This is a genomic window from Muricauda brasiliensis, from assembly GCF_003057865.1.
GTDB lineage: Bacteria > Bacteroidota > Bacteroidia > Flavobacteriales > Flavobacteriaceae > Flagellimonas > Flagellimonas chongwuensis.
Genome location: NZ_QBTW01000001.1, coordinates 260,484 through 285,367, shown reverse-complemented (window position 1 = coordinate 285,367; position 24,884 = coordinate 260,484). Strand labels below are relative to the sequence as shown.

Genomic DNA, 24,884 nt, shown 5'->3' with positions numbered 1-24,884 from the left:
TTTTACAATCGGTTACATTAGTATCTTTGCACCCGCAAACTTTGGTCGCGTAGCTCAGCTGGATAGAGCATCTGCCTTCTAAGCAGACGGTCGAAGGTTCGAATCCTTCCGCGATCACTTATAGAGTTCAAACAAAAACAAAGCCTTGCATATATTATTGATTTGCAAGGCTTTAATGTTTTTAGACCCTTGTTTGAATTGGTTTGATTTGGTGTGTTTTGGTTTGTAATTCGGTTAGTAAATTTTTTTCTTCAAAATGTTAACCGAATAAGCGTGTAATTAGCTATATTACAGTCACTTAGTATTTGACTTTCGTAGGTAATTTTCGTTCAATTTAACACTAAACCTATGAGAACTCGGTCTACATTTTCAATTAGTTTCTGGATTAGCACTTCCCGGAGGAGTGACAACACGGCAAAGATCTATGCCCGAATCACCGTTGATTCACAAAGGGCTAACATGAGCCTGAAATATACTATCCCAACAGAAATTTGGGACAGTAAAGGGTCGAAGGTTCTGGGGCGGACAAAAGAAGCGCAAGAAATCAACACTTATCTTATGGAGGTTGAAACTGAATTATTCCAATGTTATAGGGATCTCAGATCTAGAACTTCACACGTAACTCCACAGATGGTGAAGGCTCACTATTTTGGAGAAGATGTAAGTGAATTTACTCTAAAGAATTTGTTCGAATATCACAATACGCACAATGAACATAGCCTTTGCAAGGCTACTCTTAGTCATTACAAAACCTGTCAGAAATACTTATTAGAGTATATACAGAAGCAATATAAATGTGATGATTACAGATTATCACAGCTTAATCATCAATTTATTGTTGGGTTCGAAACATATCTACGCAAAATGCATCCTATAAATCATCATGGAAACCTTTCAAACAATGGTGCTATGAAGCATATTCAACGCCTACGTAAAATGATAAGGATCGCTGTTGATAATGAATGGATTGATAAGGACCCATTTCATAAGTTCAAGGTTAAGATGGAAAGAAAGGAAAGGGAGTTTTTGACTTTGTCGGAGCTTCAAAAAATTCAAGATTATTTTACAGGAATTGAACGGTTACGAATTGTTAAGGACTTATTTATTTTTAGTTGTTATACAGGAATCTCCTATTGTGATATAATGGACCTTTCTGAAGACAATTTGGTATTAGGGATAGATAGAAAATATTGGATAAGTACAAGAAGGATGAAGACCAAAAACAGCTTTAAACTTCCATTGGTAGGTCCAGCATTATCTATTATTAAACAATATCAGTATCATCCTAAACGGGAATCTGAGAAATTATTCCCTAGGATATCCAATCAAAAATTAAATAGTTATTTAAAGGAAATAGCGGATGCCTGTGACATCACGAAAAATGTAACCTTCCATGTGGCCAGACATACTTTCGCCACCACTATTACTTTAAGCAATGGGGTTCCTATTGAAACTGTTTCCAAAATTTTGGGTCATACAAAATTGGCCACAACTCAAGTTTATGCTCGAGTACTGGATAAAAAAATCAGTGAAGACATGAGTGGTTTGGAATCAATTCTGGAAACTAAGTTTTCTGACTCAAATTACGATAGGGAGAAGTTGAGAAATTCCGACTTTTAAGTTCTATTGATTATTTGGTTAATCAATTTTTCAAAGTTATCTAAGACTTTTTGTCCCAATCTTACCCCAACTTTTGCACATGGTTCCTGTTTCAATTTTATAGTGATCGGAAAGATAAGCGTGTAGTAAAATTGAAATAGGGTGCAATAGCCTATTTGCAATAATTAAATCTTCTATTTTCCATCCTATTAAACATGGCTATTCAGGTTTTCTTTGCTTGCAAAGAAAAAATGAAGAGCAAGAGGATAGCGTGCTGGCGCAGCGCTATTGATTTATTTTCCTTCGGAAAAGCCCATTTTTAGATTGTTTTTCAAAAATATTGATTAATGGCGATTGGTACGTTTTTTACTAAAAAAGGCCAACAGCTCTGTAAAATCAACGTTTTTTTTACTAAAAAATGGTTTTCTGAGGTTTGGTCAACAGTAACAATAACAGTATCCCAATTGGAAATTTATTTTGCAGCAGTTTTCCCATTTTTGATGAAAAAATGCGCTCAGCCCAGTAAAATCAATGAATTTTTGATGAAAAAATGGGTTTCAAGAAGTCTAACAGGTCAAATTTTACCTCGCTCAGTAGTATTAGTTTTTGTAAGATTTGGGGCTTGCAGCACTCCACTTCGTTGCGTTCGCTTTTGTAGCGAATTCCATTAGGAACCGTAGGACTTGTAGGCCCGGTTTATTCAACTTTCAGGTTTTTTTTTTTAGATATGCAAGGGGTGATTACCATAGAGCAAAGTTTGGATATTCAACAGAATGGTTTTGTTATCATCAAGGCTAGTTTTGATGATAGGTTTAGACAAAGGATAAGATTCGAATTATTATCGTCTGGGAGCTTAAAAATGAGGTAATAGAATAGCAGGATTATCTAATCCTTACCTCTAAATTGTATAGAACAGTTAGGAATAATATCATTTGGAGACTACTCTTTCAGAATAATATGAATTCGAGTCTATCAACATACTTGTCTTTTTGTAGCTTTTTTTAGGTTTAGTTCGTCCTCCTTATTATTTTATTTTTAATTGCTATCTAATACTTTTAACTATCCAATATGCCCACAAACACTAAGAAATTAGTATTTATCTGTTTTCCCCAAACTCATCTGTTGGACATGGCCGGACCAGCACATGTATTTTATGAGGCTGTTGAATATGGTGCTAAATATGAGCTTCTTTTTGTAACCACGGACAAAAGTGAAGTGTTGTCCACAAGTGGATTGCATTTTTCCAAACTCATTCACTTTCAAGAACTGGAGCTTAACAAAGAAGATATTGTTTTTTTACCCGGATTGGATTTCTCCTTACTTTCCAATCAAGAATATTTAAATCAGCTTTCCGACTTTTTTGATTGGTTGAAGGTGCTGTATCATAAAGGTGTTTGGTTGGCATCCGTTTGCACAGGGGCATTCATCCTAGCAGAAACGGGTCTTTTGGATGGTAAAAGCTGTACTACTCATTGGAGGCGTTTTACAAGTTTCGAAGAGCGTTTTCCCATGGTGTCATTACAAAAAAACAGGCTATTTGTGGAGGACCAGTTTATCTTTTCTAGTGCAGGTATCTCATCTGGTATTGACCTATCGTTATTTCTGATCGAAAAGCAGTATGGTAGCCGATTTGCTATGGAAGTTGCTCGTGAGGTTTTGGTTTACTTCCGTAGGAGCGGCACTGATCCACAGTTGAGCCTCTTTTTACAGTATCGAAATCATCTGGAAGACCGAGTGCACAAAATACAAGATCTTATAACCAAAAATTTCCATCAAAAGTTAACTATCGATTCAATGTCGGAAATGGTCTATACCAGTCCTAGAAACCTCACCCGAATGTTCAAAAAAGCTACTGGAATCACCATTGGCAACTACATCGACAAAATACGAATGGAGCATGCACAGCAATTGATTCGAGAGAAATACAAAATGGACTATGTAGCCGAAGCTTGTGGATTTCAGACAACTAGCCAACTATTTAAGCTTTTGAAAAAAATGGATTTTACACATCAATAATGTCCTCAATGGATAGTGAAATGTCCTAGTTAAATTTAATGAATAGGATTTCCTTTGCCCTTCACTATTTGGGATTGATTCAAATCTCTTAAACATATTCATCTATCATGAAAAAGGAAAAAGAATTATTTTATAATTTACTCTTTGTGATTTGTTTTGTCTTTTTGCAAACGAACACTTTTGCACAATCTACCCAAGAATCCATTTATCAATGCGCTCCCTGTGGCTGTACATCAGACGGAAAGCATTTTCATCAACATGGAAACTGCCCTAGCTGCGGTATGGAGTTGGTATCGGTAACCACACCCTTTATTTCATTAAAAAATTTAGATAAACCCTTGAATGTGGCCATTTTGTTATATCATCACGCACAAGTACTGGACTATGCAGGTCCATATGACGTTTTTGTTGCAGGTGGTGAAAATTTCAATGTGTATACCGTTGCGGAAACGGAGGATGAGGTAATTACTATGCCCAATTTGAGCGTAAATCCACAGTACACCATATTAAACTCACCTACTCCCGATATTTTGATTGTTCCTGGGGGAATGTGGGGTACCTTAAGCGAAAAGACGAAAGACTGGATTAAAATTGCCTCAAAAGATGCGGATTATGTGTTCTCCATTTGTACCGGTGCATTTATCTTAGCTGAAATAGGTCTCTTAGATGGTTTGGAAGCTACCACCCATAGTGCAGGGATAACCCATCTGAAAAATAACTATCCAAAGATCAAAAATGTTAAGGATGACCAACGTTTTGTCGACAACGGCAAGATAATTACTTCTGCAGGTGTCTCAGCAGGAATCGACACCTCCTTTTACTTGATGTCGAAAATTTTAGGAGAGGATTGGGCAAAGGCGGCAGCAAAGAACTTGGAATACCCCTATTTTACCAAAGAATAGTTCGTCAATAAACTTACTTTTTGCCTCCCGAATTTTTTCGTTTCCAAATTTACGTTTAACCTCCCTAAAAAAAGGCTCCAAATTGCAAAAGCACTTATCCTGAATTTGGAAATCCAGAATTAGGGGAATGGAAAAACAGTCGAATGTAAAATAACTGATTAAAGAAAACTACCCATACCATTAATTAAAGTTCAATAAAACGATTCAAAAGAACACATCAATTTTATCTTAACTTAGTCCCACACATATATGATAAATAAATCATCCCTATGTTGGCAACAATTAAACTAGATTGAGATAATTCATAAAAATGAATCGCGAAATAATAGATATTAATGATTATACAATCTTATTGGAGGAAGCTTCTACCATTGATAATTTAATAGATTCATGTTTTTTTGACGAGCCCGTAATAGCTATTGCCTTCTATGGTGCAGGTGATGTTGGTCTTAACGTAAAATTTGATGGAAAAACCAAAGAATTCCATCAAACAAAAGGAATGGTATTATCATTTTATGCCGATAATACTGTAGCGTTTGAACATCATGTATCAAAGCTAAAACCACTGCAATGTTTAGTAATCGCAACCGCAATAAGAAACATAAAGAATTTACCTAATGGAGAAGGTCGGTTCTTAGAAAAATTTTTATGTCAATTGGTCCACCCCAAAGACCATTATGTCGAAGGCCCCTCATTTAATATGAGTCCGGAAATGTTTCTATTAGTGGAACAATTTTTCAGCAATACGTATGAAGGAGAAATTAAAATGTTGTTCTATAAAAGTCATATTACAGCCTTACTCTCACATTATTTTGGACAACTGGCAAATCAAGAATCCATAAAAACAAATACCGAACAACTTGAAAAGATTCACCTGGCACAAGAAATTTTAGTATCCGATTTAGAAAACCCACCTTCCTTAACAGAACTTGCCCACAGAATTGGAACTAATACAAATAAACTCAAAACAGAATTTAAGGCGCAGTTTGGGGTTCCCGTTTTTAAATACTTACAAAACGAACGTTTAAAGAAGGCCTACGATTTAATTAAGAACGAGAGAAAGACGATACAAGAAGCTGCTTGGGCCGTTGGTTATGACAGTTTAGGTTCTTTCTCCAACGCTTTTGAAAAAAAATTTGGCTTTAGGCCCAGTCAAGTTTAAAATTCTTATCGAATAAATCATAATTCTTTTTGAATAAGTTGCTGGTTCACAGCTACCATAGATTTGCTTCATAATTAAAATTCAAAAATTATGGAATCAAACATTTTGGTAATCGGAGGAACAGGTAAAACTGGTCGCCGGGTAGTGGAGCAATTAGCTAAAAAAGGAATTGATCCAAGAATTGGCTCAAGAAATGGATTGCCAAGCTTTGACTGGGATAATAAAGATACCTGGGTAAATGCTTTGGAGGGAATTGAGAAAATGTATGTCACCTACTATCCTGATTTGGCTGTGCCGGGAGCCAAAGAGACTATAGAGAGTTTAACGTACTTAGCTAAAGAATTAGGCGTTAAAAAACTGGTTCTGCTTTCTGGAAAAGGTGAGATTGAAGCGGAAGCATGTGAAAAAATTGTGATGGAATCTGGTATAGGTTATACCATAGTTAGGGCTTCTTGGTTTAACCAAAACTGGAGTGAAAGTTTCTTTTTGGAACCAATTCTAACCGGTGAAGTTGCATTACCAATGTCCGATGTCTTAATTCCATTTGTAGATGCTGATGATATTGCCGAGGTCGCAGCAACTGTTTTATTGGATGACAAGTACTATGGTGAGATTATTGAGGTCACTGGTCCAGAATTGATCACTTTTAAGGATATTGTCAGTATTATTTCAAAGGCAAGTAATCGAAACTTAAACTTCCATGAAATAACGTTGGATCAGTATGTTGTTGGTATGCGGCAAATGAAGATTCCAAATGATGTCGTGTGGTTGATGGAATACCTATTTAGCCATGTTCTAACCAATCCAAACAATCAACAGGTAGTTAATGATATTGAAAGAGTTTTAGGTAGAAAAGCAAAACCATTTTTAGCATATGCAAAGGAAACTGCCAAGACTGGAATTTGGAATTGATTTCCCAGAGGTTAATGTAAGAAAATATTTGGTTGACCGACCCAACCCTAAATTAGTTTGAAACAAAATTCAATAAACGATTCCAATAGAAGATGATCAAATACATCGATGGTATTCCAAATTGGGCGTATATGGATTTGACCCAACAAAAAAGCGAATAAATGAATAAATTTTTTAGAATAATTAGAAAGGTAATTTTATATACATTTTCAATTTTTTTACTTCTCTCAGTTGCGGGTTACATATACCTCTATGTGCTTCCAAAAGGACCTGAAGTCACAGCAACCCATAAAATGAATGTGGGAATAGACTCTTTTGTAATCCATGCTTATAAAGATAGTGAGAGAAAATCAATCAAGGTATGGACTTACAAACCTGAAAGTTGGAACGACAAAGACAAAATAGTTTTTGTTATGCACGGTGGTGGGCGAAATGCGGATGACTATCTAAACGCTTGGGTTGAATTGGCCAATAAGAACAACCTATTGATAATAGCACCTGAATTTGAGAATAAGTTTTCAAAATATACAACGAACGACTACCAAGAGGGGAATTTATTTACCTTTTTTGGAACTAAAAACCCGAAACCAGAATGGGCATATACAGTCGTTGAAAACATATTTGACCACATTAAATCGGTTAACAATATTACAAATGAGCAGTACGATATTTTTGGTCATTCAGCTGGAGCACAATTTGTACATCGAATGATAATGTTAATGCCCGAATCGAGAATTGGAACAGCTATCGCCGCAAATTCTGGATTTTACAGTCTACCAAACGAGAACCTTGAATTTCCGTATGGTATCAAGAATACAGATGCAGATTTGCAAAAATCCTATAAAAAAAGATTGATTGTTCTTTTGGGAGAACTGGATAATGACCCAAGTTTAGGGACTTTTAGAACAACGGATTTGGCAATGGAACAAGGAGCACATCGATTGGAGCGTGGAACAACTTTTTTTAATGTGAACAAGCAATTGACGAGTAAAAATAATTGGACATTTAATTGGGAAATGCACACTGTAAAAGAAGTAGGTCACGACTATAAAAAAATGTCTGAAAATGCAATTGAGTGGATAAAAAACCAACCCTGACAAAGGTTTAGCATATAAAAATTACGCGAGACTGTTAGAAGTCCCTCATCAGGTCGATTGAGATTTGAAGCCTAATTCGATGAAATTTTTAAGATCATAATATAGCGGTAGAAATAAGCCGCTGATACTTATCCATTGTATGAAAAGTAGGATTCTGGTACAGCGGCTTTTGCAGTATTTTTAGTTGAAAGGAATCTTTTTAAAAGCTTTTGAATTTCTCCAAGGTCTTCCAGTTCTTGTCTCCTTGTGCAATATGTTTGTCCTGCCCTTCCTTTTCCCATGCGGTAACAAATTCTGCCTCCACATTTACGGTGAACAGATACAACTTGTCATCCACTACCCGAAAACTATTAGGGTTCGGGCGGTACTTATAGCCAAGGGAAACGGCGTAGGCACACCAGCCACCATATTGGGGAACGTACTTTTTGGGATTGGATTGAAACTTTTTTTGTTGGTCTTGGTTAACGAAAAAGTAGGTCAACCCATCATAGGTAGCCTTAAAGGCCTTCTTTCCCAATTGTGCCTGGCCATTTTCTATGTAGGATACAGGGCTATAGCCTTCAAGGGCAATTGTGCTTTCATCTGTATTATAGCTATGGGATTGCGCTAAAAGCGATCCAATGCTGAATAGAAATAGTCCTATTGCAAGGGCTAACCACTTTTTTGGAATTGAATTCATCTTTGCTTTCATATTGAATTGATTTTAAAAGTTATATGATCATGCAAAATTCCTTCAAAGTTAGAGGTCATAGATAGGATAGGTTTCCTTGGAACTTGGCAATATTTCCCGAATAGTTTCAGGGGTCAATTTTTAAATAAAATTCAGGAGAAAGTTAGGTGAATCGTATGGTCTGGAATATTTATGCGACCAAGGTGTTGAATTGTAAAAAACAAGAGAAGGATAAAATCAGACGTATTAATGATGAGAAAAGGGTTTTGGAATATTGAAAAAATTGTAGGACTGACCGCCTTAATGGTTAGTTTATTGACATTGATTGTTTTTGTTTACCAAACCAATCTGCTCAGAAAACAGCAGTATATGTCTGCTTACCCACATTTGAGCCTGATGAATGAAAAATCGGGTACAATACAATATTCCTTTAGCCTGTCCAATCACGGTGTTGGGCCAGCATTTATTGAATCAGTTAAGGTATCTGCCTCGAACGATATGGTATATGACGATATCATACATTATGTTGAAAAAACAATAGGCAAACAAGATTCCATTAATTACGTCTATTCCAACCTTTGGGTTGGGCAATTGATACCTGCAAATGAGAAAATCAATTTGATTCAGCTTTTAGATGAGAACATGATTAAAGATTGGGGGCTTGTTACAACCGAAAAAACTACGAAAAGCACACTGGATAGGGCAAATAAACTATACCAGATTTTAAATGATAATGAGATGGATATTGAAATAATCTATTCCTCTGTCTATGGTGAGAAATGGAGCATCGGGAACCACTCCAATGCCCCTAAAAAGATAGAGTAATTGTTCATGCTTTAAAATCAACAACAAATTAAGTGAAACAAATAATACTAAATGGAACTAACAAATCAATCAAATTGAAAAACGATATGAAAAAAACTTTCTACTTGCTACTAATGGTATTGGCAACATCGTTCCAAGTTATGGGGCAAAAATCAATCCTGACCCCAGAAAATAATCCTGCGGACAAAAGCCTTATCCATGACGAAACCTATGAAATGGCTTGGTACATGCTCAAGGATAGTTCAAAAATTGAAATTGGAAAAGTGCGGACCGAGATCCAAAAGAAGAAAAAGGGAATTTACATCATATCAACCGTGGAAATGCCAAATACTCCTACAACTTGGGTGGACAGTACAATTGTTGGAAGAAGGAAGTTTGAACCCATATACCACTCATCTTTTAATCAACAGCGGGATATGGTGCTCAACTTTTCGGACTTGGTGACCGGATACTACAATGACAAACAATCTGGTAAAAAAACTGAAATTTCTGAATCGATGGATGCCCCTTTCTTTGACAGTAACTTTTACCCCCAATTCATACGTTGGCTGCCATTGAAAACTGGATACAATGGTTCAATTTCTATTTTTGATTACAATCCGAAATCAGGGACAGGGATACTTACTGCAACTATTAAAAATACAGAACAGTCCACATTGGAACTTAAAGGAGTAATTAAGAAAGTTTGGAAAGTCACCGTTACCGATGATATTTCCCATAACACCGCTATGAGTACGTACTATATAGAAAAAGAATCCCGTAAGGTCTTAAAGCAAGAAATTGACTTGGGTGGCCGTAAAATGGTCATGGAACTGGTTGATTGATAATTGTTGGCCAATACGTTTTAAAACAAAAACTTAGTAGAGCAATGAAAAGAATATTAATAAACGTAGCCCTTATTTTAACCATTTCCATGGTATGGGTTCTAACCTGTTTTTTTGGCATCGTAAATGGATGGTGGCACGCACCTTTTACCAATGAAACGGATCCACAATCTTTTGTTGAAGCCGTCGAAGAGGAAATCCAAAAAGAGTATGTGGGTAACTTTGCCATGGCCATTATCAAAAATGGGGAAGTAAAAGAGGAAGTTTTTTATTCGGCCGGAAAACAGGTGGATAGAAATACCATTTTCCAAGTGGCATCCATGTCCAAATTTGTTTCTGCCACAGGTGTCATGAAATTACAGGAGTTGGGAAAAATTGATTTGGACACCCCTATAAGTCAATACTTGACAAGATGGCAATTGCCGCCAAGTGAATTTGACAATGAACAAGTAACGGTTAGGCGCTTGCTAAGTCATACTGCCGGACTTACGGACGGTCTTGGCTATTCGGGATTCGAAACCCCAGATGCCGTACAGACCCTGGAAGCCTCTTTGACAAAAGCAGCAGATGCCGATGAAGGAAAAAGTGGGGAAACAAAAGTTGGTATTCAACCAAATTCGAGTTGGGTATATTCTGGAGGAGGGTTTACACTCTTGCAATTATTGGTGGAGGAAAGAAGTGGACAGTCATTTGGCGCCTTTATGAAAGAAAATGTATTTGCTCCGTTACAGATGACTCGGTCAACCTATGAATGGTCTGATTCACTTACCGATGATCTTTGTGAGTTTTATAATGCGGATGGAACCAAGGCCCCTCACTTTTTTTATACTTCTTTGGCCGCAACATCACTGTATACCTCTTTAGCGGATTTGGAGAAACTTTTTATGCTGTTCTTAAAGGATAAAAAAGATAATTCGAGTAGTCCACTCAGTCAAAGTTCATTGAGCTTGATGCAAGAATCCCATTGGGATATGATGGGAGAGGCAATTTACGGTTTGGGCACATTTCTTTATGTGGACGTTGGAAACGATCAATATATAATTGGACATGATGGACAAAGTAATCCTCCCATTAACACGGCACTTCGTATTGACCCAGTATCTGGAGATGGAATAATTATCTTGGAAACCGGAAATCCGGATTTGGCCACTAGGTTGGCAAGTGATTGGGTCTTCTTGAAAACTGGTAAAGTGGATACCCTTTTGTTTACCATGCTACAAGGAAAAATGTTGAATATGATGGGGATAGGTGTCCTGTTGATTACTGTTTTGGTAATTGCAATAGCATGGTGGCGAAAAAGGAAATCTAATTAAGTAACTAAACAGAATAGCAATTGAAAAAATGGAACTAACGATAGACAAAATAAATAAAATCGAATATTCAGAAGTAGTAAATGTCTGGGAAGCATCTGTTAGAGCAACCCATCATTTTTTAAAGGAAGAAGACATTGAATATTTTAAACCACTGATTTTGAACACCTACTTGGATGCAGTTGAGTTGAGGTGTATCCGAAATAGTGAGAATAAAATAGTCGGTTTCCTTGGTGTTGCAGAGCAGAATTTGGAAATGCTTTTTATTGACCCTGAATATAGAGGGAAGGGAATTGGCAAAACATTACTGGATCACGCTATCAAAAATCTAAATGTAACAAAGGTTGATGTAAACGAACAGAATGAGCAAGCCGTTGGATTTTACCAACACTGCGGATTTGAAGTAATAGGTCGCTCTGAATTGGATGCTACGGGAAAACCTTATCCGACCTTACATATGGAATTGCAAAAATGAACAATGAACCGCTGGTACAACCAATTTTGACAATAAACCATCGATTTTAAATATTGGTCCGTAGCCCTAATACTTTTACGGAATTTAACCTTGATATGGATGGAAGAGTTCCCTAGTAGATGATTTGCCATAAGTAAACAGATAGGGCAAGGTCAATGAAATAACTCCTAGTTATTCAAATATAAACCGCAACGACAATCAATTTAGAATGAAAAGAACACTTTTACTATTTACCTATCTATTCGGTATTCAACTAGGTGCACAAGAAACAATCCCCAAACTTGCAGGAAAGGTCAAAATCTCAATTGAACAAGGAACCATTGAAGCCGATTTGACTTTAAGTGACATTCCCCAGATCAAAGACTATTTCATCAGATTAAATTCGGGTTTGAACATATTGCATTTTAAAACTACCGAATCAAATGATTTCCTTCTGGGTTTTTCAGTGGCCCATAACGACACACTCTCTTATGGAGAAACAAAAGCATACTTTTTTCCCGATGATACGGGAAAAGGGAAATTTTTGCCAAATGAGGTTCAAGTTAAATATGTAGGTAAATATCCTGTGGTTAAAGATACACTCCACAATTACGCTAGGAAAGATTGGAGAGGTAACATCGCATTTAACCACAATTCCATTAGAGCCGATGGATTGCAATCATCTTGGTATCCCGTACTTTATGATATAACAAATGACAAAACCTATGACAACCTCAAGTATGATGTGGAAATTGATTGTCAAGATTGCACAACCCTTTACATTAACGGCAATAAACCAGTAAATGCACAAAATCATAAGTTCAAAAGTGATATTGCCCGCGAATTGACACTCTTTTGCGGAAATTTTGACTTTTCCGCGGTTGGGGACACCTATATTTTGAACCCTAGTTTTACCAGTAAACAAATAAATGACTTCAGTAACCTGATCAATTCATTTAAGGACTTTTATACCCAAAAACTGAACATACCATTTGACCAGGCGGTAACCTTTGTTGAAACTACGCCAACGTCAAGAAAAGACGGTTGGATGTTCGTTTCCTATCCTTCAATTTTCAATATTGGCTGGGGGAAGATGGGATTGATCAGTCTTTTTGACCCTAAAATTCAAAATTGGTACAGGCCTTTCATTGCGCACGAACTTGGACATTATTACTTCGGCACCTATAAGGTTCTCAATTCTGAACTTGGGGATATGATGACCGAGGGATTTGCAGAGTTTTTGTCATTGGAATTGACCAAAAAAATGATGGGAGCTGAGGTTTGTGACCAAAAGATATCGGATAAAATAGAAGCACTCGAGGATTTTGACCCGATCCCAATGGGTAAAATTACAGGTGAATCCCAGTATGGTAACAGGGAATTATATGTTTATTATTATGCCCCAATTGTTTTTACCGCCATCAAAAAAGAAATCGGGGAAGAAAAAATGTGGGAATGGTTAAATATCATCCTCACTACAGAGACAACTTTCACTAATTACAACTTCTTGATTCAAACTTTACAAACAATTGTAAATGACCAAAAACTAACCCAGTTTATATTAAATCAATATCTGAAAAGTGACGATTCACTAAAAAAAGCAATTGCCAAAATAACAATGAAATAATATTTCTATGTAACCATCTTTTGGCTATTCCATAGGATTTCACAATACATTGATAAGAGTCATTTACAACCACATATTTATGGATATTGCAATAGCGGTTTATTTATGATAATAAAATTATGAACTTTCCCAACCTTCGACTTTATGGAATATCATGTTTATAAGGAAAGGTTAAACAAACTAAAATGATAAATGAACATAGAATACAGTGATAAAAAAAGACCGACAGTAGACCAAGTAATTGAACTTTACGACAATGCTGGTCTACCAAGACCAACGCATGACAAGGAGAGAATGCAGCAAATGTTTGAAAATTCCAACCTAATTGTAACAGCTTGGGACAATGATTTATTGGTAGGTGTTGCTCGTTCCATTACCGATTGGGTTTGGGCTTGTTATCTATCAGACCTTGCAGTTAGGGAGGAATATAAAAAAATGGGAATTGGAAGAAAACTGATAAGCTTAACAAAAGAAAAAGTGGGCGATCAATCCATGGTATTGCTTCTTTCAGTGCCCACAGCAATGGAATACTACCCAAAGGTTGGATTCAAAAAACAAGAAAGTAGCTTTATTATAGACAGAGAGCAATGAGAAATTCACCAATAGAAATTTTTGAGCAATGGTTTAAAGAAGAACTTCGTTTGACTGAAGTTCGGATTCCAACGGCAGTTTGTTTATCGACCCATGGGACCGATGAATTTCCCAATGCCAGAATCGTCTCACTAAAAGAAATAATCAATGACGCCTTCATCATAACTGGGCCATTGAATTCTCTTAAGGGAATCGAGATAGCAAGGGACAACCATGTAGCTTTGACCTTTTGGTGGACCGAGACAGAAAGACAAATAAGGGTACAAGGAATAGCGAGAAAAATACCTGAAACACTGGCGGATAAATATTTCCATGAAAGGGATTTAAATTCTAAAATAGTTTCTTCGATTTGTGAACAGGGCAAAGAAACCAAGGATGCAAAATTACTTGAACAAGAAATACAACAAAGGGTTTCCAGAAAAGAAATGGCAGTTAGACCCGAAGATTGGGGAGGGTATTCAATTGACCCCGTTCGAATCGAATTCTTGGAATTTAAAGCATCCAGGTTCCATGACAGAAAGTTATTTGAACTTGAAAATGGGAAGTGGAGAGGAAAACAAATACAACCATAAAAGGCCAAGTAAAACAATCAATTTGCTATTTTAAGAGATTTAATATTTTATGATTAAATTTGGTAGCTACGAAAGTAGATTACTCATAGTGGTCTGTAATTCGGTTAGTTACAAATACATTGGCAAGGTAAAACCCAGTAAATATAAGGGATGGCGGAAGAGGTTCTAATCCTTCCGCGATCACAAGTAAAAACAAGGCCTTGGAGAGTTTAACTTTCTGAGGCCTATTTTTTTGCAAACAATTTGCAAATTGGAGTGAAAGGTTTTTATCGCAACTTGACTGATTTTGATGAAGAAGTTGTATCAATACTTTCAGGGAAGTACTTTTAATTTAAGCTTCTCTTTTTGATAACCCCTCTTCGAATCACAATAAAAAGCAGATAGTAATTTACTGAAGATTCCCCTTATATCGATAGGCTCGTTCATTTCCGATAGATTGGATGAAGTACCCATATTAAACCTACTACATAGCAATAGCCAAACAAACTTTCCAATCCTTTTATGGATTACTTTGAGGTAAATTGTATGGCTATGAATTAAACGTGATGTTTTATGGAAGGTCAACCAAAGGTCATATCCGATAAGCATGGAAAACGTTTACATTATTATTTTCGGAAAGCCCCCAACTTTAACATTTTTAAACACTTATTAATTAGTTGTTTATGATGTTTCCTAAGATTTATTTAAAATTAATCTAATTAAAAGTTGCGACAAAAAATGGTTCGCTATAAATTCGCAGCCAATTATTTAGAATAGATATAAATAAATTCAAAATGAATAAAAGTTACTTGCTATATTTCTTTTTGCTGGGAGCATTCAGCATAACCTTTGGCCAAAATTCTTCCATTCAGGGAAAAGTTATCTCCGATACAGGAGTGCCGATTGCGAATGCCAACGTTATTATATTAAACTCTAATATTGGTACAATTACAGATGACAATGGTACTTACAGCATAGATAATATTACACCGGGCAACTATATTGCCCAAGCTTCCTATATTGGCTATGAAACTATTGAAAACTCAATCATATTAAAGGAAGGAATTGCCTTAGAGCTGAATTTTACTTTAAGTGAATCGACTACACAATTGCAAGGAGTTGAGATAATCGGTAGAAAGGAAAGAAATTATAAAAACACAACATCTTTTGTAGCCACAAAATCAGCCACCAAACTGGTTGATGTGCCACAGGCAGTGAGTTACGTGACAAAAGAAGTCATACTGGACCAAGCAGCGTTTACGGTTAATGATGTAGTTAAGAACGTTAGTGGTGTTAACCAGTTTTCATTTTATAATGACTTGACTATGAGGGGTTTTCGTGTTCAAGGACAACGAAACAATAGTATACTTTTAAATGGCTCTCGAATGATGACCAGTTTTTGGAGCCAACAGATTATTCCACATGTTGAGCGTGTTGAAGTTATCAAAGGCCCAGCATCTGCTTTGTTTGGAAACGCCTCTCCAGGAGGAACCATAAACACAGTTACCAAGAAGCCTTTGGAAACAACCAAACAATCCATTAGTGCCAGTATGGGCAGCTTCAACACTTTTAGATTATTGTCCGACTTTACAGGACCGATGACCAAGGATAACAAACTACTGTATCGTTTAAATATCGGGTATCAAAATACGGATGGTTTTAGGGACTTGCAATTCAACAAGAATATAGTTGTAGCCCCTTCATTTTCCTTTATTCCAAACGAAAAGACTCGTTTGAACTTTGATGTGGTCTATCAGGACAACAAAGGGCGTTTGGATCGTGGACAGGCAGTTTTTGGAGACGGTGATCTTTACTCAACACCAATAACTACATCTTTAAGCGCAGAAAATGACTATCTGAACGAACAAAACTTAAATGTTACATTATCGTTCCAGCATAAGTTCAATGAAAACATAAGTTTTAACAGTACCTATCTGAACTCCTCCTATGATGAAGACCTATTGGAGCATAGAACCGCCAATAACTTTTTAGCACTTGGTGATGGTTCTTTTGATATTACCCAAGTGGCTATGAGGGTGTTTATTCGTAAGCGATCATGGAACAACCAGAACTTTACGAACTACCTCAATTTTGATTATGACCTTGGTGACATAAAAAACAAGCTTTTGGTGGGGTACGATTATTTTCAACAAGAGCTTGAACCTGGGGGGTCGCAATTAGAAGCAAACGCCTATCTTTTGCAGAATGGAACCGCGACCAATTCGTTCAATGTAGCAAATATTGATAATTATGTACTTGATGACGATGGGAACCCTGTAGCCAATGTAGCTCCTTTTGATTTAACCTCTACGAACGGAAATGCCATGAGGGACATGAGCAATTACGTTTATTCCATTAGAAATTATGATAGATATAAACAAACCGGGAATGGTATTTACCTACAAAACCAGTTCAGCTACAAAAAGTTTAATCTATTGGTAGGCCTTCGGTACGATGATTTTACCGATTACTTAAATTACAATACCAATGCGGAAGAAAAAGTAAGGCAGGACACTTTTTTACCGAGAGTAGGTATGGTTTATAAAGCTACATCAAATGTAAACTTCTATGGTACTTGGGTAAAGGGATATCAACCCCAAACTGCGACCGAGGTAAATAATCCCGAAGCTGGAGGACCTTTTGATCCTTTGACCAGTGAATTGTTCGAGGCCGGAGTAAAATCCGAGTGGTTCAACAAAAGGCTGAGTGCTACTTTAGCAGTGTATACCCTAAACCAAAAAGGGGCCTTGTACAATGCCAATGATTCCAGCAACTCCGATTTATTACAACAGGTTGGGGAAGAAAAATCGGAAGGTGTGGAGGTTGATGTTTATGGACAGATTATGCCCAATTGGAGTGTTATTATGAACTACGCCTACAATCATGCATATTTTACCGAAGCGGATGAATCCACAATCGCTATTTTTGGCAATCAAAAACCAAATGCACCCAGAAATACCTTCAATTTTTGGACAAAATATATCATTGACCGAGGCGATTTTAACGGTCTGGGCTTTGGACTTGGTTATGATTATGTGGGGGAACGAAACGGTTCCATTGTAAGGGACCCGGAGTTGATCCCTGTTTTTCCAAGCTATGGATTGGTCAATACAGCTGTTTATTATCAGGTTGATAAATTTCAGATACAATTGAACGTTAATAATGTGTTCGACAAGACTCATTGGGTAGGAGGATATGATTTCTTGAGAGCTTTCCCTGGGAGACCCCGAAATATTATGGCAACAGTCTCATATACATTTTAGAATTGAAATTATCAAAAAAGAAACTATTTAAAATCCACAGTTGGATCGGAACCAAGTTGAGCATACTATTTTTTATAGTATGCTTTTCTGGTACTATTGCAACCCTGAGCCATGAGCTGGACTGGCTGTTTATATCAGAAATAAGGGCAAAGCCACAAAAGGAGTTTGCTTCTAGAAATACAATTCTCGCCAACCTTAAAAAGCAATATCCAGATGGTCAGGTTTCTTATTGGATGCGTACGGAGGAACCCTACTTGTGCGACATAATCTACATGAAGGATAACGGCAGACAGACCTATGTCTTTGCAAATCCATATACAGGAAAAATTCAGGGAAATGCCAACCTCACTTTTCAACGCTTTTTCAGGGACCTGCACTACTTTTTATTCATGCCTTTTTATCAGTTTGGGTATTTCATCGTGTTGAGCTTTGCCTTTCTACTTTTAATTTCCTTTTTAACGGCATTGTTCTTCTATAAAAAATGGTGGCGAAAACTGTTTGTACTTGAAGTAAAAAAAGGGCCGCTAGTGTTTTTTAGAAGCCTTCATAGATTGATCGGGTTATGGTCGATTCCGTTCTCCATACTGTTTTCGATTACGGGAATATGGTATTTTATAGAGCGTTCAAACATTGCGGATGTCCGAACAAAAGTCAATCCCAAACTACCCAAGTTGGAAAACTACACAGTCACGGATAGTGTGAACCTCGCTTATGATATTGATTATGATAAGGTTGTCAATGTAGCACAAAAAGCAATTCCGCATTTCATGGTGGAAGACATGAACATACCTACTGATTATGAAAGCCCTGTTTATCTAAGGGGCAAATCAGATGTGCCATTAGTTCGGCAGCGTGCCAATAGGGTTTATGTAAATCCATATACTTATGAAGTGACCGGGGTTCAAAATGCTCGAACAATAAGTAAAACTATGTGGGTCAATGATATCGCCGACCCGCTGCATTTTGGATATTGGGGAGGATTGGTAACCAAGATTATATGGTTTTTTATGGGCTTGGGGATATCATCTTTAGTGCTATCGGGTATATGGATTACCTTAAAGCGAAGAGCAAATCAAAGGAAGAAGCAGCACAAACCCATTTTGGGCAAATGGAAATTCATAAACTGGGGCATATATATCTTTATAATGGCCAGTATGTATGTGCAATTGATTGGTAGTTATCATACCTCAATTACCGGTATGGTCGTTATAAGCTGCGGTTGGATATTGTTTTTATTGCTTACCTACTATGTTTTTGTTTACCGTCTGAACAAGATTGTAAATACGGGGCAGAATAAAATGTGATATTCTGGTTTTATATAATGATTCCTAATTTTCTACGAATCACTATCATTTTTCAGTTAATCAATCTGGCAGGCACTTTATTAAGCTTTTGACCCTATCAGAAAGAAAACCTTTTATCTTTCAACGACACTTAAATACCATTCGTCTACACTAAACTTTGTTTGGGCTAAGGATTGCATTTTTGCACATGTGAAATTCTTTTTTTTGTAATCAGCTAAAATTGGATAAAAATGTACATTTTATTTATCGAGGACGACGCCATCGAAACCATGAAGTTCCAACGCACAATGTCCAAGTTGGAAACCAAGCATAGTTTGATAGAAGCCAAAAATGGGGAGGAAGCTTTGGCATATTTGGAGTCGGGAAAATCTTTGCCAGACATAATTTTGCTTGATCTTAATATGCCCCGGATGAACGGGATAGAATTTTTGGGCATTCTTAAACAGCACGATAAAATAAAATACTTGCCCACCATCGTTCTTACAACGTCCGAGAATAGGGACGATTTGTTGGAATGTTATAAAATCGGCATAGCAGGATATATTATTAAACCCCTCAAATACGAAGATTACGAGACCAAGTTAAAAACGGTTCTCGAATATTGGAACATCAACGAACTGGTAAAAGCCTAGTTAAAAGCGCAATTTCACAACAAAACTTACCTGTAAGGTAAACGTTTTCCTACCTTTGAATCATATAAGCCAGATTATGAAGGGAATAGTATTTACCGAGTTTTTGGAAATGGTCGAAGATCAATTTGGGTTGGAAACCGTTGATGACATAATTGAAGCTTCAGACTTGCCCTCTGAAGGAATCTATACCTCCGTTGGAACTTATGATTTCAATGAAATGGTAATTCTGTTGCAAAGTCTGAGCGAAAGGACCAACATAGCCATAGATGATTTACTGTATGCCTTTGGTCATTACCTTTTTGTGAGTTTGGGAAAAGCCCATCCAGATGTGATCAAAAGTTATACTTCCCCCATAGGATTACTGTACTCTATAGAAGATCATATTCATGTACATGTAAAAAAATTATATCCGGATGCAGAGTTGCCCACCTTTAAAATCCTGGACAAAACGGATACCTCCATCTCCATGGTATATGTTTCTTCCCGTGGACTTTACCGTTTGGCACACGGTTTAATAGAAAAGTGTTTCGAACACTTCAACACCTCTTCCAAGGTATCCTTTGAATTGCTGAAAAACGATGGAACCGAAGTAAAATTTGATGTAGTGCAAGATGGAGAGTAACGAGGTTAAAGTGTTAAAAAGAGCTCTGGAACGCCAAAAGAAGGCGAGGGCACAAGCGGAGAAAATCCTTGAAGATAAGTCCAAGGAACTTTATGATACGGCAGAACACCTAAAACGGGCCAATGTACTGCTCGAAAACCTATTGAATGAAAGGACTGATGAAGTAAATGCCGCTTTCCTTAATATAATTGATCCTTATGTGGTAATGGATTTGGACTTCAACGTTATCCGAAGTAATGAATCCGCCAAAGAATTTTTGAAGTTTAATCGTTTAAAAAACGAAGTCAACCTTTCCCGTTACGTTCATCCAGATTTTGCTCAATACACGGCAGAATCCATCCAATCCTTACTGGAAACAGGTATTTTAAAAAATTATAGGGCCAAGATTGTTTTACCGGACAACCAACAAAAATATGTGCAGATCAATGCCAGCCTTATCTATGACCGTAAAGCCAATCCCATTGCTGCTCAAGGTATTATCCGAGACATTACTCAGGAAAAAGATGTTGAAAGTTTGCTTAAAAATCAACAAGAACAATTAAAAGAATCTCAGGATAGGTTGGCGACCTTGATAAAAAACCTCGAAATGGCCGTACTGCTCGAAGATGAAAACCGAAAAATTGCACTTACGAACAAAAAATTCTGTGATATGTTCGGTATCCAAGCCAATCCAGAAGATATGATCGGCGCGGACTGTGCAAATGCAGCAGAAGAATCCAAGGACTATTTTAAGGACCCGGAACAATTCATTGATCGCATAACCGAAATTTTGAAAAATCAAGAAACAGTTCTATCTGATGAATTACAGATGACAGATGGCAGAATTTTGGAGCGCGATTACATACCGCTATTCAACGATGGCGTTTACAAAGGCCATTTATGGAGCTATCGGGATGTTACACTCACCAAAACCTTTAGACAAAACCTACAGGCTGAAAAAGACAAGTACAGCGGAATTATTGCAAATATGAACCTTGGTTTGATCGAGGTTGATTTAAATGGCCAAATTCAAACTGTAAACCGAAGTTTTTGCAACATAAGCGGTTTTGAAATGAAAGAACTTGTGGGCAGTGTTGTCCATGAATTGAGAACCGCCAATAACAAACAGATAATCGATGATAAGGACATAGCACAACTGAAAAAGGGTCAGGACTCTCACCAAATGGCTGTATTTAACAAGAAAGGCGAACAGCGTCACTGGTTGGTGAGCTCCGCACCGCGTTTTGATGAAGCTCAGCGGGCAATCGGTTCCATAGGCATTCATTTGGATATTACCGAACACATAAAATTACAGCTCGAAAAGGAAAAACTATTGTCCAAATTGGAACAGAGCAACGAGAGCTTAAAGGAATATGCTTATGTAGTGTCCCACGATTTAAAGTCTCCTTTGAGAAGTATTGAGGCCTTGGCAAGTTGGTTGAGCAACGATTATGGGGATTCTTTGGACGATGCAGGCAAGGAATATCTCAAGCTAATCCAAGATAAGATTGAATCCATGGAAAACTTGATCAGTGGAATTTTGGCATATTCCACGGCCAATACTTCTGAACTTAAAAATACAGAAATAGATTTACACGATGTGGTTTCGGAAATTGAGGAAAGTATCTACATTCCTGAAAACGTAAAGGTGGTTGCCCCTGAAAAATTGCCCACGATTATTGCCGATAGAACAAAAATGCATCAATTGTTCCAAAATATTATTTCCAATGCAGTTGTGCATATTGAAAAAGAAAATGGAAAAGTCGAAGTGCTTTATCAGGATAAACATGGCTTTTGGGAGTTTTGCATTAAGGATAATGGTGTAGGTATTCCTAAAAAATACCATAAAAAGATATTTGAAATTTTTCAATCTGCTTCAGACGATAAAAAATCAACCGGGATAGGCCTATCCATAGTAAAAAAGATTATTGATCGTTATAATGGTGAGGTATGGGTGGAAAGTGAAGAAGGTAAAGGAACCGATTTCTATTTCACCCTTGAAAAACAAACATTAAATTCCAATCTACATGAAGATATTGCAAGCCAAAAAGTTATCTAATTCCAAATTTGAATTTGCCTCGGAAAGGATAGATCTAAAAGAACCATTGGTTTTGGTCTTTGGCAATAGATTTATGCTTCAGGACGAGGGGTTGTTTCAAGAAGTAAGGGAACTGTTTCCCGACGGCCATCTTGTTTTTGGGTCAACCTCCGGTGAGATAATGGGGGAGAAGGTCTTGGATGGTACGGTCGTGCTTACAGCTATTGAGTTTGAAAAAGGACACTTTATGGTAAAGAGTAAAAATGTTTCCGAATTTCAACATAACGATGATGCGTTGGGCAGGTGTCTCTCCAAGGAATTTCCAAAAGAGCAATTAAAGCACATTTTTGTAGTATCCGAAGGAAGCACCGTAAATGGGAGCGACCTTATTACAGGTATGGAATATGGAGGTAACGGTAGAATTGGACTGTCCGGGGGGCTATGTGGCGACGGTGACCGTTTTGAAAAGACGCTGGCTTCCTATAATCAATCTCCAAAAGAAGGAGAAGTTGTTGCCATAGGTTTCTATGGCGAATCGCTCGAGATCAGTTGCGCAAACTTCGGAGGTTGGATACCGTTTGGTCCAGAACGGATGATAACAAAATCAAGAAACAATATTCTGTTCGAACTCGACGGCAAACCTGCTCTTGACCTTTACAAACGTTATTTGGGCGACAAGGCCAGCGAATTGCCAAAATCGGCACTTTTATATCCTTTAAGTGTAAGAACGGATGGAGGTGCCGCCATTGTAAGAACCATATTAAACATAGATGAAGAAAGGAACGCAATGATTTTGGCCGGAGATGTACCGCAAGGATCTAAAGTACAATTGATGATGGCCACTGTGGACGATATTGCCAGCGGTGCGCGGTCAGCAGCGAAACTCGCAGTTCAAGGTCGCAATACCGAGTCGCAATTGGCCATTCTGATCAGTTGTGTGGGCCGAAAACTGGTAATGGACCAGCGTACCGAGGAAGAAATAGAGGAAGTGAGCCAGATTGTAGGTAAGCATGTTCCCATATCAGGATTTTATTCTTACGGTGAAATGGCACCTTTTGCGGGTCATCGCTCTTGCAAGCTCCACAATCAAACTATGACACTAACTTTATTTAGCGAATAATGCACAGCCTGCTCAAAAGACAGCTCAACAAATACTTGCCCGAAGCCTTATGTAATGAAAGCTCTCTGGAAGAACTTTTTGAGGCAATAGGAAAGTCTTACGAGCATTATGATGAAAAATTGTCCATGCTTCAAAGGGCCACGGCAATTAGTTCCGACGAACTTTATGACGCCAATCGGGAATTGGAAAAAGAGGCCGCCCGGCAAAAAAAAGTGCTCAATTCATTGGAAAATGCATTGACCGCATTGCAATCAAACTTTGAGACCCAAGAGGTCACAAAGAATATCGTAGACGAGAACTTTGATGCGGAAAAGTTGGCCAGACAGATTAAGGAGTTGGCTCAGCGTGCATCCGAAATGGGAATAGAGAAGGATGGCCTTTTAAAGGATTTGGCCCGTCAGAATGAATCCTTGAACAGTTACGCACATGTTGTATCCCACGATTTAAAGTCGCCCATTAGGAATATTAGTGCCTTGATTGCCTGGATCGAGGAGGATGAAAGGGATACACTTTCTGAGCAGAGTCAACAAAACCTTTCCCTTGCTCTTCAAAATTTGGAGAAAATGGACAAGCTCATAACGGGAATCTTAAAGCATGCCACACTTGGAAACAAAAACTCATCAAATGTAGAATTCAATTTGGAAGAGCTTTTAGGCGATATTCAACAAAACATTTTTGTACCTAACAACGTTTCTTTCCAATTTCAAGAAAACCTTCCAAAGCTTTGTTTTGATAAATATAAAATTGAACAATTGTTCATGAACTTGATGACCAACGCAGTAAAGGCATTGGAAAACAAAAAGAAGGGAACAGTTCGAATCGATTTCAAGGATAAGGGTGATAACTGGTATTTTGCCGTAGCGGACAATGGAAAGGGAATCCCGGAGGAACACCAAACGGACATATTTGAAATGTTCAACAAACTAGAAAATGATGAAATGGCTACAGGTATCGGTTTGGCATTGGTAAAAAAAATTGTAGGGCTATATGGGGGTAAGGTTTGGGTGGAAAGTTTAGAAGGATTGGGCACTACATTTCATTTTACACTAAAAAAACAAGAACAATGAAAGAGACTCCAAACCTAACTTACATTGACAATCTAGCTGATGGTGATGAAGCTTTTCGCCAAAAATTCATTGGTATCTTAAAGGAGGAGTTTCCTGCGGAAAAAAATGAGTACCTAACAGCGATGGAAAGTTCTTTATTTAGGGGAGCGTCCGAGCTCGTACACAAGATAAAGCACAAACTCAACGTTCTAGGTATACAAAATGCTTACACTTTGGCCGTTCAGCACGAAAACGAACTGCGAAATGGTGAGCATTCCTTAAAACAAGAATTTTTGTCGGTCCTGGAAACAGTGGAACAATACCTAAAAACCATTTAAAA

At 37.4% G+C, this 24,884-nt stretch carries 23 protein-coding genes and 1 tRNA gene; 23 read left to right on the top strand and 1 reads right to left on the bottom strand.

Going from position 1 to position 24,884, the window contains the following annotated elements:
- The first annotated feature begins 43 nt into the window (after positions 1 to 43).
- The 8 genes from DCK90_RS01185 (at position 44) to DCK90_RS01150 (ending at position 7,688) form a co-directional block, all read left to right on the top strand.
- Positions 44 to 117, top strand: a tRNA-Arg gene (locus DCK90_RS01185).
- 231 nt (positions 118 to 348) lie between these two features.
- Positions 349 to 1,620, top strand: coding sequence for a site-specific integrase (locus tag DCK90_RS01180; protein WP_108244341.1), 1,272 nt, complete (start codon positions 349 to 351; stop codon positions 1,618 to 1,620).
- A gap of 326 nt (positions 1,621 to 1,946) precedes the next feature.
- Positions 1,947 to 2,270 (top strand): hypothetical protein, encoded by a 324-nt coding sequence (locus tag DCK90_RS01175; protein WP_108244340.1) that lies wholly within the window; start codon positions 1,947 to 1,949, stop codon positions 2,268 to 2,270.
- 397 nt (positions 2,271 to 2,667) lie between these two features.
- Positions 2,668 to 3,615 (top strand): GlxA family transcriptional regulator, encoded by a 948-nt coding sequence (locus DCK90_RS01170; protein ID WP_108244339.1) that lies wholly within the window; start codon positions 2,668 to 2,670, stop codon positions 3,613 to 3,615.
- 107 nt (positions 3,616 to 3,722) lie between these two features.
- On the top strand, positions 3,723 to 4,517 hold the full coding sequence (locus DCK90_RS01165; protein WP_199912630.1) for a DJ-1/PfpI family protein: 795 nt from the start codon (positions 3,723 to 3,725) through the stop codon (positions 4,515 to 4,517).
- 310 nt (positions 4,518 to 4,827) lie between these two features.
- Entirely contained in the window at positions 4,828 to 5,679 is an 852-nt protein-coding gene (locus DCK90_RS01160) for a helix-turn-helix domain-containing protein (protein WP_108244337.1), read from the top strand.
- A gap of 90 nt (positions 5,680 to 5,769) precedes the next feature.
- Positions 5,770 to 6,591: an NmrA family NAD(P)-binding protein gene (locus DCK90_RS01155; protein ID WP_108244336.1), complete on the top strand. Its 822-nt coding sequence runs from the start codon at positions 5,770 to 5,772 to the stop codon at positions 6,589 to 6,591.
- A gap of 161 nt (positions 6,592 to 6,752) precedes the next feature.
- The gene (locus tag DCK90_RS01150; RefSeq protein ID WP_108244335.1) at positions 6,753 to 7,688 is read left to right on the top strand and encodes a hypothetical protein; all 936 of its coding nucleotides are present in this window, start codon (positions 6,753 to 6,755) and stop codon (positions 7,686 to 7,688) included.
- Between the two features lie 199 nt (positions 7,689 to 7,887).
- Here the strand turns inward: DCK90_RS01150 and DCK90_RS01145 are convergent, their stop codons facing one another.
- The gene (locus DCK90_RS01145) at positions 7,888 to 8,379 is read right to left on the bottom strand and encodes a YHS domain-containing (seleno)protein (protein WP_108244334.1); all 492 of its coding nucleotides are present in this window, start codon (positions 8,377 to 8,379) and stop codon (positions 7,888 to 7,890) included.
- 228 nt (positions 8,380 to 8,607) lie between these two features.
- On the opposite strand from DCK90_RS01145, the gene DCK90_RS01140 reads away from it, so the two are divergent.
- The 15 genes from DCK90_RS01140 (at position 8,608) to DCK90_RS01070 (ending at position 24,882) form a co-directional block, all read left to right on the top strand.
- Positions 8,608 to 9,183 carry a hypothetical protein gene (locus DCK90_RS01140; RefSeq protein ID WP_108244333.1) on the top strand — a complete coding sequence of 192 codons (576 nt, stop codon included), beginning with the start codon at positions 8,608 to 8,610 and terminating at the stop codon, positions 9,181 to 9,183.
- 86 nt (positions 9,184 to 9,269) lie between these two features.
- Positions 9,270 to 10,007 carry a DUF3108 domain-containing protein gene (locus DCK90_RS01135; protein WP_108244448.1) on the top strand — a complete coding sequence of 246 codons (738 nt, stop codon included), beginning with the start codon at positions 9,270 to 9,272 and terminating at the stop codon, positions 10,005 to 10,007.
- Between the two features lie 44 nt (positions 10,008 to 10,051).
- Positions 10,052 to 11,320: a serine hydrolase domain-containing protein gene (locus DCK90_RS01130; RefSeq protein ID WP_108244332.1), complete on the top strand. Its 1,269-nt coding sequence runs from the start codon at positions 10,052 to 10,054 to the stop codon at positions 11,318 to 11,320.
- Positions 11,321 to 11,348: 28 nt separating this feature from the next.
- Entirely contained in the window at positions 11,349 to 11,792 is a 444-nt protein-coding gene (locus tag DCK90_RS01125) for an acetyltransferase (protein WP_108244331.1), read from the top strand.
- A 208-nt stretch (positions 11,793 to 12,000) separates the two neighbouring features.
- On the top strand, positions 12,001 to 13,398 hold the full coding sequence (locus DCK90_RS01120; protein WP_108244330.1) for a gluzincin family metallopeptidase: 1,398 nt from the start codon (positions 12,001 to 12,003) through the stop codon (positions 13,396 to 13,398).
- A 192-nt stretch (positions 13,399 to 13,590) separates the two neighbouring features.
- Entirely contained in the window at positions 13,591 to 13,989 is a 399-nt protein-coding gene (locus DCK90_RS01115; protein ID WP_108244329.1) for a GNAT family N-acetyltransferase, read from the top strand.
- On the top strand, positions 13,986 to 14,561 hold the full coding sequence (locus DCK90_RS01110) for a pyridoxine/pyridoxamine 5'-phosphate oxidase (RefSeq protein WP_108244328.1): 576 nt from the start codon (positions 13,986 to 13,988) through the stop codon (positions 14,559 to 14,561). Before DCK90_RS01115 ends, DCK90_RS01110 begins: the two co-directional genes overlap by 4 nt.
- Before the next feature lie 773 nt (positions 14,562 to 15,334).
- On the top strand, positions 15,335 to 17,803 hold the full coding sequence (locus tag DCK90_RS01105; protein ID WP_108244327.1) for a TonB-dependent receptor: 2,469 nt from the start codon (positions 15,335 to 15,337) through the stop codon (positions 17,801 to 17,803).
- Positions 17,804 to 17,805: 2 nt separating this feature from the next.
- The gene (locus tag DCK90_RS01100; protein ID WP_159075722.1) at positions 17,806 to 19,107 is read left to right on the top strand and encodes a PepSY-associated TM helix domain-containing protein; all 1,302 of its coding nucleotides are present in this window, start codon (positions 17,806 to 17,808) and stop codon (positions 19,105 to 19,107) included.
- A gap of 230 nt (positions 19,108 to 19,337) precedes the next feature.
- Complete coding sequence (locus tag DCK90_RS01095) at positions 19,338 to 19,739, top strand: response regulator (RefSeq protein ID WP_108244325.1); 402 nt, start codon at positions 19,338 to 19,340, stop codon at positions 19,737 to 19,739.
- 76 nt (positions 19,740 to 19,815) lie between these two features.
- Positions 19,816 to 20,361: a heme NO-binding domain-containing protein gene (locus DCK90_RS01090; RefSeq protein WP_108244324.1), complete on the top strand. Its 546-nt coding sequence runs from the start codon at positions 19,816 to 19,818 to the stop codon at positions 20,359 to 20,361.
- Positions 20,351 to 22,399, top strand: coding sequence for a PAS domain-containing sensor histidine kinase (locus DCK90_RS01085; protein WP_108244323.1), 2,049 nt, complete (start codon positions 20,351 to 20,353; stop codon positions 22,397 to 22,399). The genes DCK90_RS01090 and DCK90_RS01085 overlap by 11 nt, the downstream gene beginning before the upstream one ends.
- Positions 22,368 to 23,498: an FIST signal transduction protein gene (locus DCK90_RS01080; RefSeq protein ID WP_108244322.1), complete on the top strand. Its 1,131-nt coding sequence runs from the start codon at positions 22,368 to 22,370 to the stop codon at positions 23,496 to 23,498. Before DCK90_RS01085 ends, DCK90_RS01080 begins: the two co-directional genes overlap by 32 nt.
- Positions 23,498 to 24,565: a sensor histidine kinase gene (locus DCK90_RS01075; protein WP_108244321.1), complete on the top strand. Its 1,068-nt coding sequence runs from the start codon at positions 23,498 to 23,500 to the stop codon at positions 24,563 to 24,565. Before DCK90_RS01080 ends, DCK90_RS01075 begins: the two co-directional genes overlap by 1 nt.
- The gene (locus tag DCK90_RS01070) at positions 24,562 to 24,882 is read left to right on the top strand and encodes a histidine kinase (protein ID WP_108244320.1); all 321 of its coding nucleotides are present in this window, start codon (positions 24,562 to 24,564) and stop codon (positions 24,880 to 24,882) included. Before DCK90_RS01075 ends, DCK90_RS01070 begins: the two co-directional genes overlap by 4 nt.
- Positions 24,883 to 24,884: the final 2 nt, after the last annotated feature.

Excerpts from the sequence above, each read along its gene's own strand:
- DCK90_RS01180 (WP_108244341.1), top strand. The coding sequence starts at position 349 with ATGAGAACTCGGTCTACATTTTCAATTAGTTTCTGGATTAGCACTTCC.
- DCK90_RS01175 (WP_108244340.1), top strand. The coding sequence starts at position 1,947 with ATGGCGATTGGTACGTTTTTTACTAAAAAAGGCCAACAGCTCTGTAAA.
- DCK90_RS01170 (WP_108244339.1), top strand. The coding sequence starts at position 2,668 with ATGCCCACAAACACTAAGAAATTAGTATTTATCTGTTTTCCCCAAACT.
- DCK90_RS01165 (WP_199912630.1), top strand. The coding sequence starts at position 3,723 with ATGAAAAAGGAAAAAGAATTATTTTATAATTTACTCTTTGTGATTTGT.
- DCK90_RS01160 (WP_108244337.1), top strand. The coding sequence starts at position 4,828 with ATGAATCGCGAAATAATAGATATTAATGATTATACAATCTTATTGGAG.
- DCK90_RS01155 (WP_108244336.1), top strand. The coding sequence starts at position 5,770 with ATGGAATCAAACATTTTGGTAATCGGAGGAACAGGTAAAACTGGTCGC.
- DCK90_RS01150 (WP_108244335.1), top strand. The coding sequence starts at position 6,753 with ATGAATAAATTTTTTAGAATAATTAGAAAGGTAATTTTATATACATTT.
- DCK90_RS01145 (WP_108244334.1), bottom strand. The coding sequence starts at position 8,379 with ATGAAAGCAAAGATGAATTCAATTCCAAAAAAGTGGTTAGCCCTTGCA.
- DCK90_RS01140 (WP_108244333.1), top strand. The coding sequence starts at position 8,608 with ATGATGAGAAAAGGGTTTTGGAATATTGAAAAAATTGTAGGACTGACC.
- DCK90_RS01135 (WP_108244448.1), top strand. The coding sequence starts at position 9,270 with ATGAAAAAAACTTTCTACTTGCTACTAATGGTATTGGCAACATCGTTC.
- DCK90_RS01130 (WP_108244332.1), top strand. The coding sequence starts at position 10,052 with ATGAAAAGAATATTAATAAACGTAGCCCTTATTTTAACCATTTCCATG.
- DCK90_RS01125 (WP_108244331.1), top strand. The coding sequence starts at position 11,349 with ATGGAACTAACGATAGACAAAATAAATAAAATCGAATATTCAGAAGTA.
- DCK90_RS01120 (WP_108244330.1), top strand. The coding sequence starts at position 12,001 with ATGAAAAGAACACTTTTACTATTTACCTATCTATTCGGTATTCAACTA.
- DCK90_RS01115 (WP_108244329.1), top strand. The coding sequence starts at position 13,591 with ATGAACATAGAATACAGTGATAAAAAAAGACCGACAGTAGACCAAGTA.
- DCK90_RS01110 (WP_108244328.1), top strand. The coding sequence starts at position 13,986 with ATGAGAAATTCACCAATAGAAATTTTTGAGCAATGGTTTAAAGAAGAA.
- DCK90_RS01105 (WP_108244327.1), top strand. The coding sequence starts at position 15,335 with ATGAATAAAAGTTACTTGCTATATTTCTTTTTGCTGGGAGCATTCAGC.
- DCK90_RS01095 (WP_108244325.1), top strand. The coding sequence starts at position 19,338 with ATGTACATTTTATTTATCGAGGACGACGCCATCGAAACCATGAAGTTC.
- DCK90_RS01090 (WP_108244324.1), top strand. The coding sequence starts at position 19,816 with ATGAAGGGAATAGTATTTACCGAGTTTTTGGAAATGGTCGAAGATCAA.
- DCK90_RS01085 (WP_108244323.1), top strand. The coding sequence starts at position 20,351 with ATGGAGAGTAACGAGGTTAAAGTGTTAAAAAGAGCTCTGGAACGCCAA.
- DCK90_RS01080 (WP_108244322.1), top strand. The coding sequence starts at position 22,368 with ATGAAGATATTGCAAGCCAAAAAGTTATCTAATTCCAAATTTGAATTT.
- DCK90_RS01075 (WP_108244321.1), top strand. The coding sequence starts at position 23,498 with ATGCACAGCCTGCTCAAAAGACAGCTCAACAAATACTTGCCCGAAGCC.
- DCK90_RS01070 (WP_108244320.1), top strand. The coding sequence starts at position 24,562 with ATGAAAGAGACTCCAAACCTAACTTACATTGACAATCTAGCTGATGGT.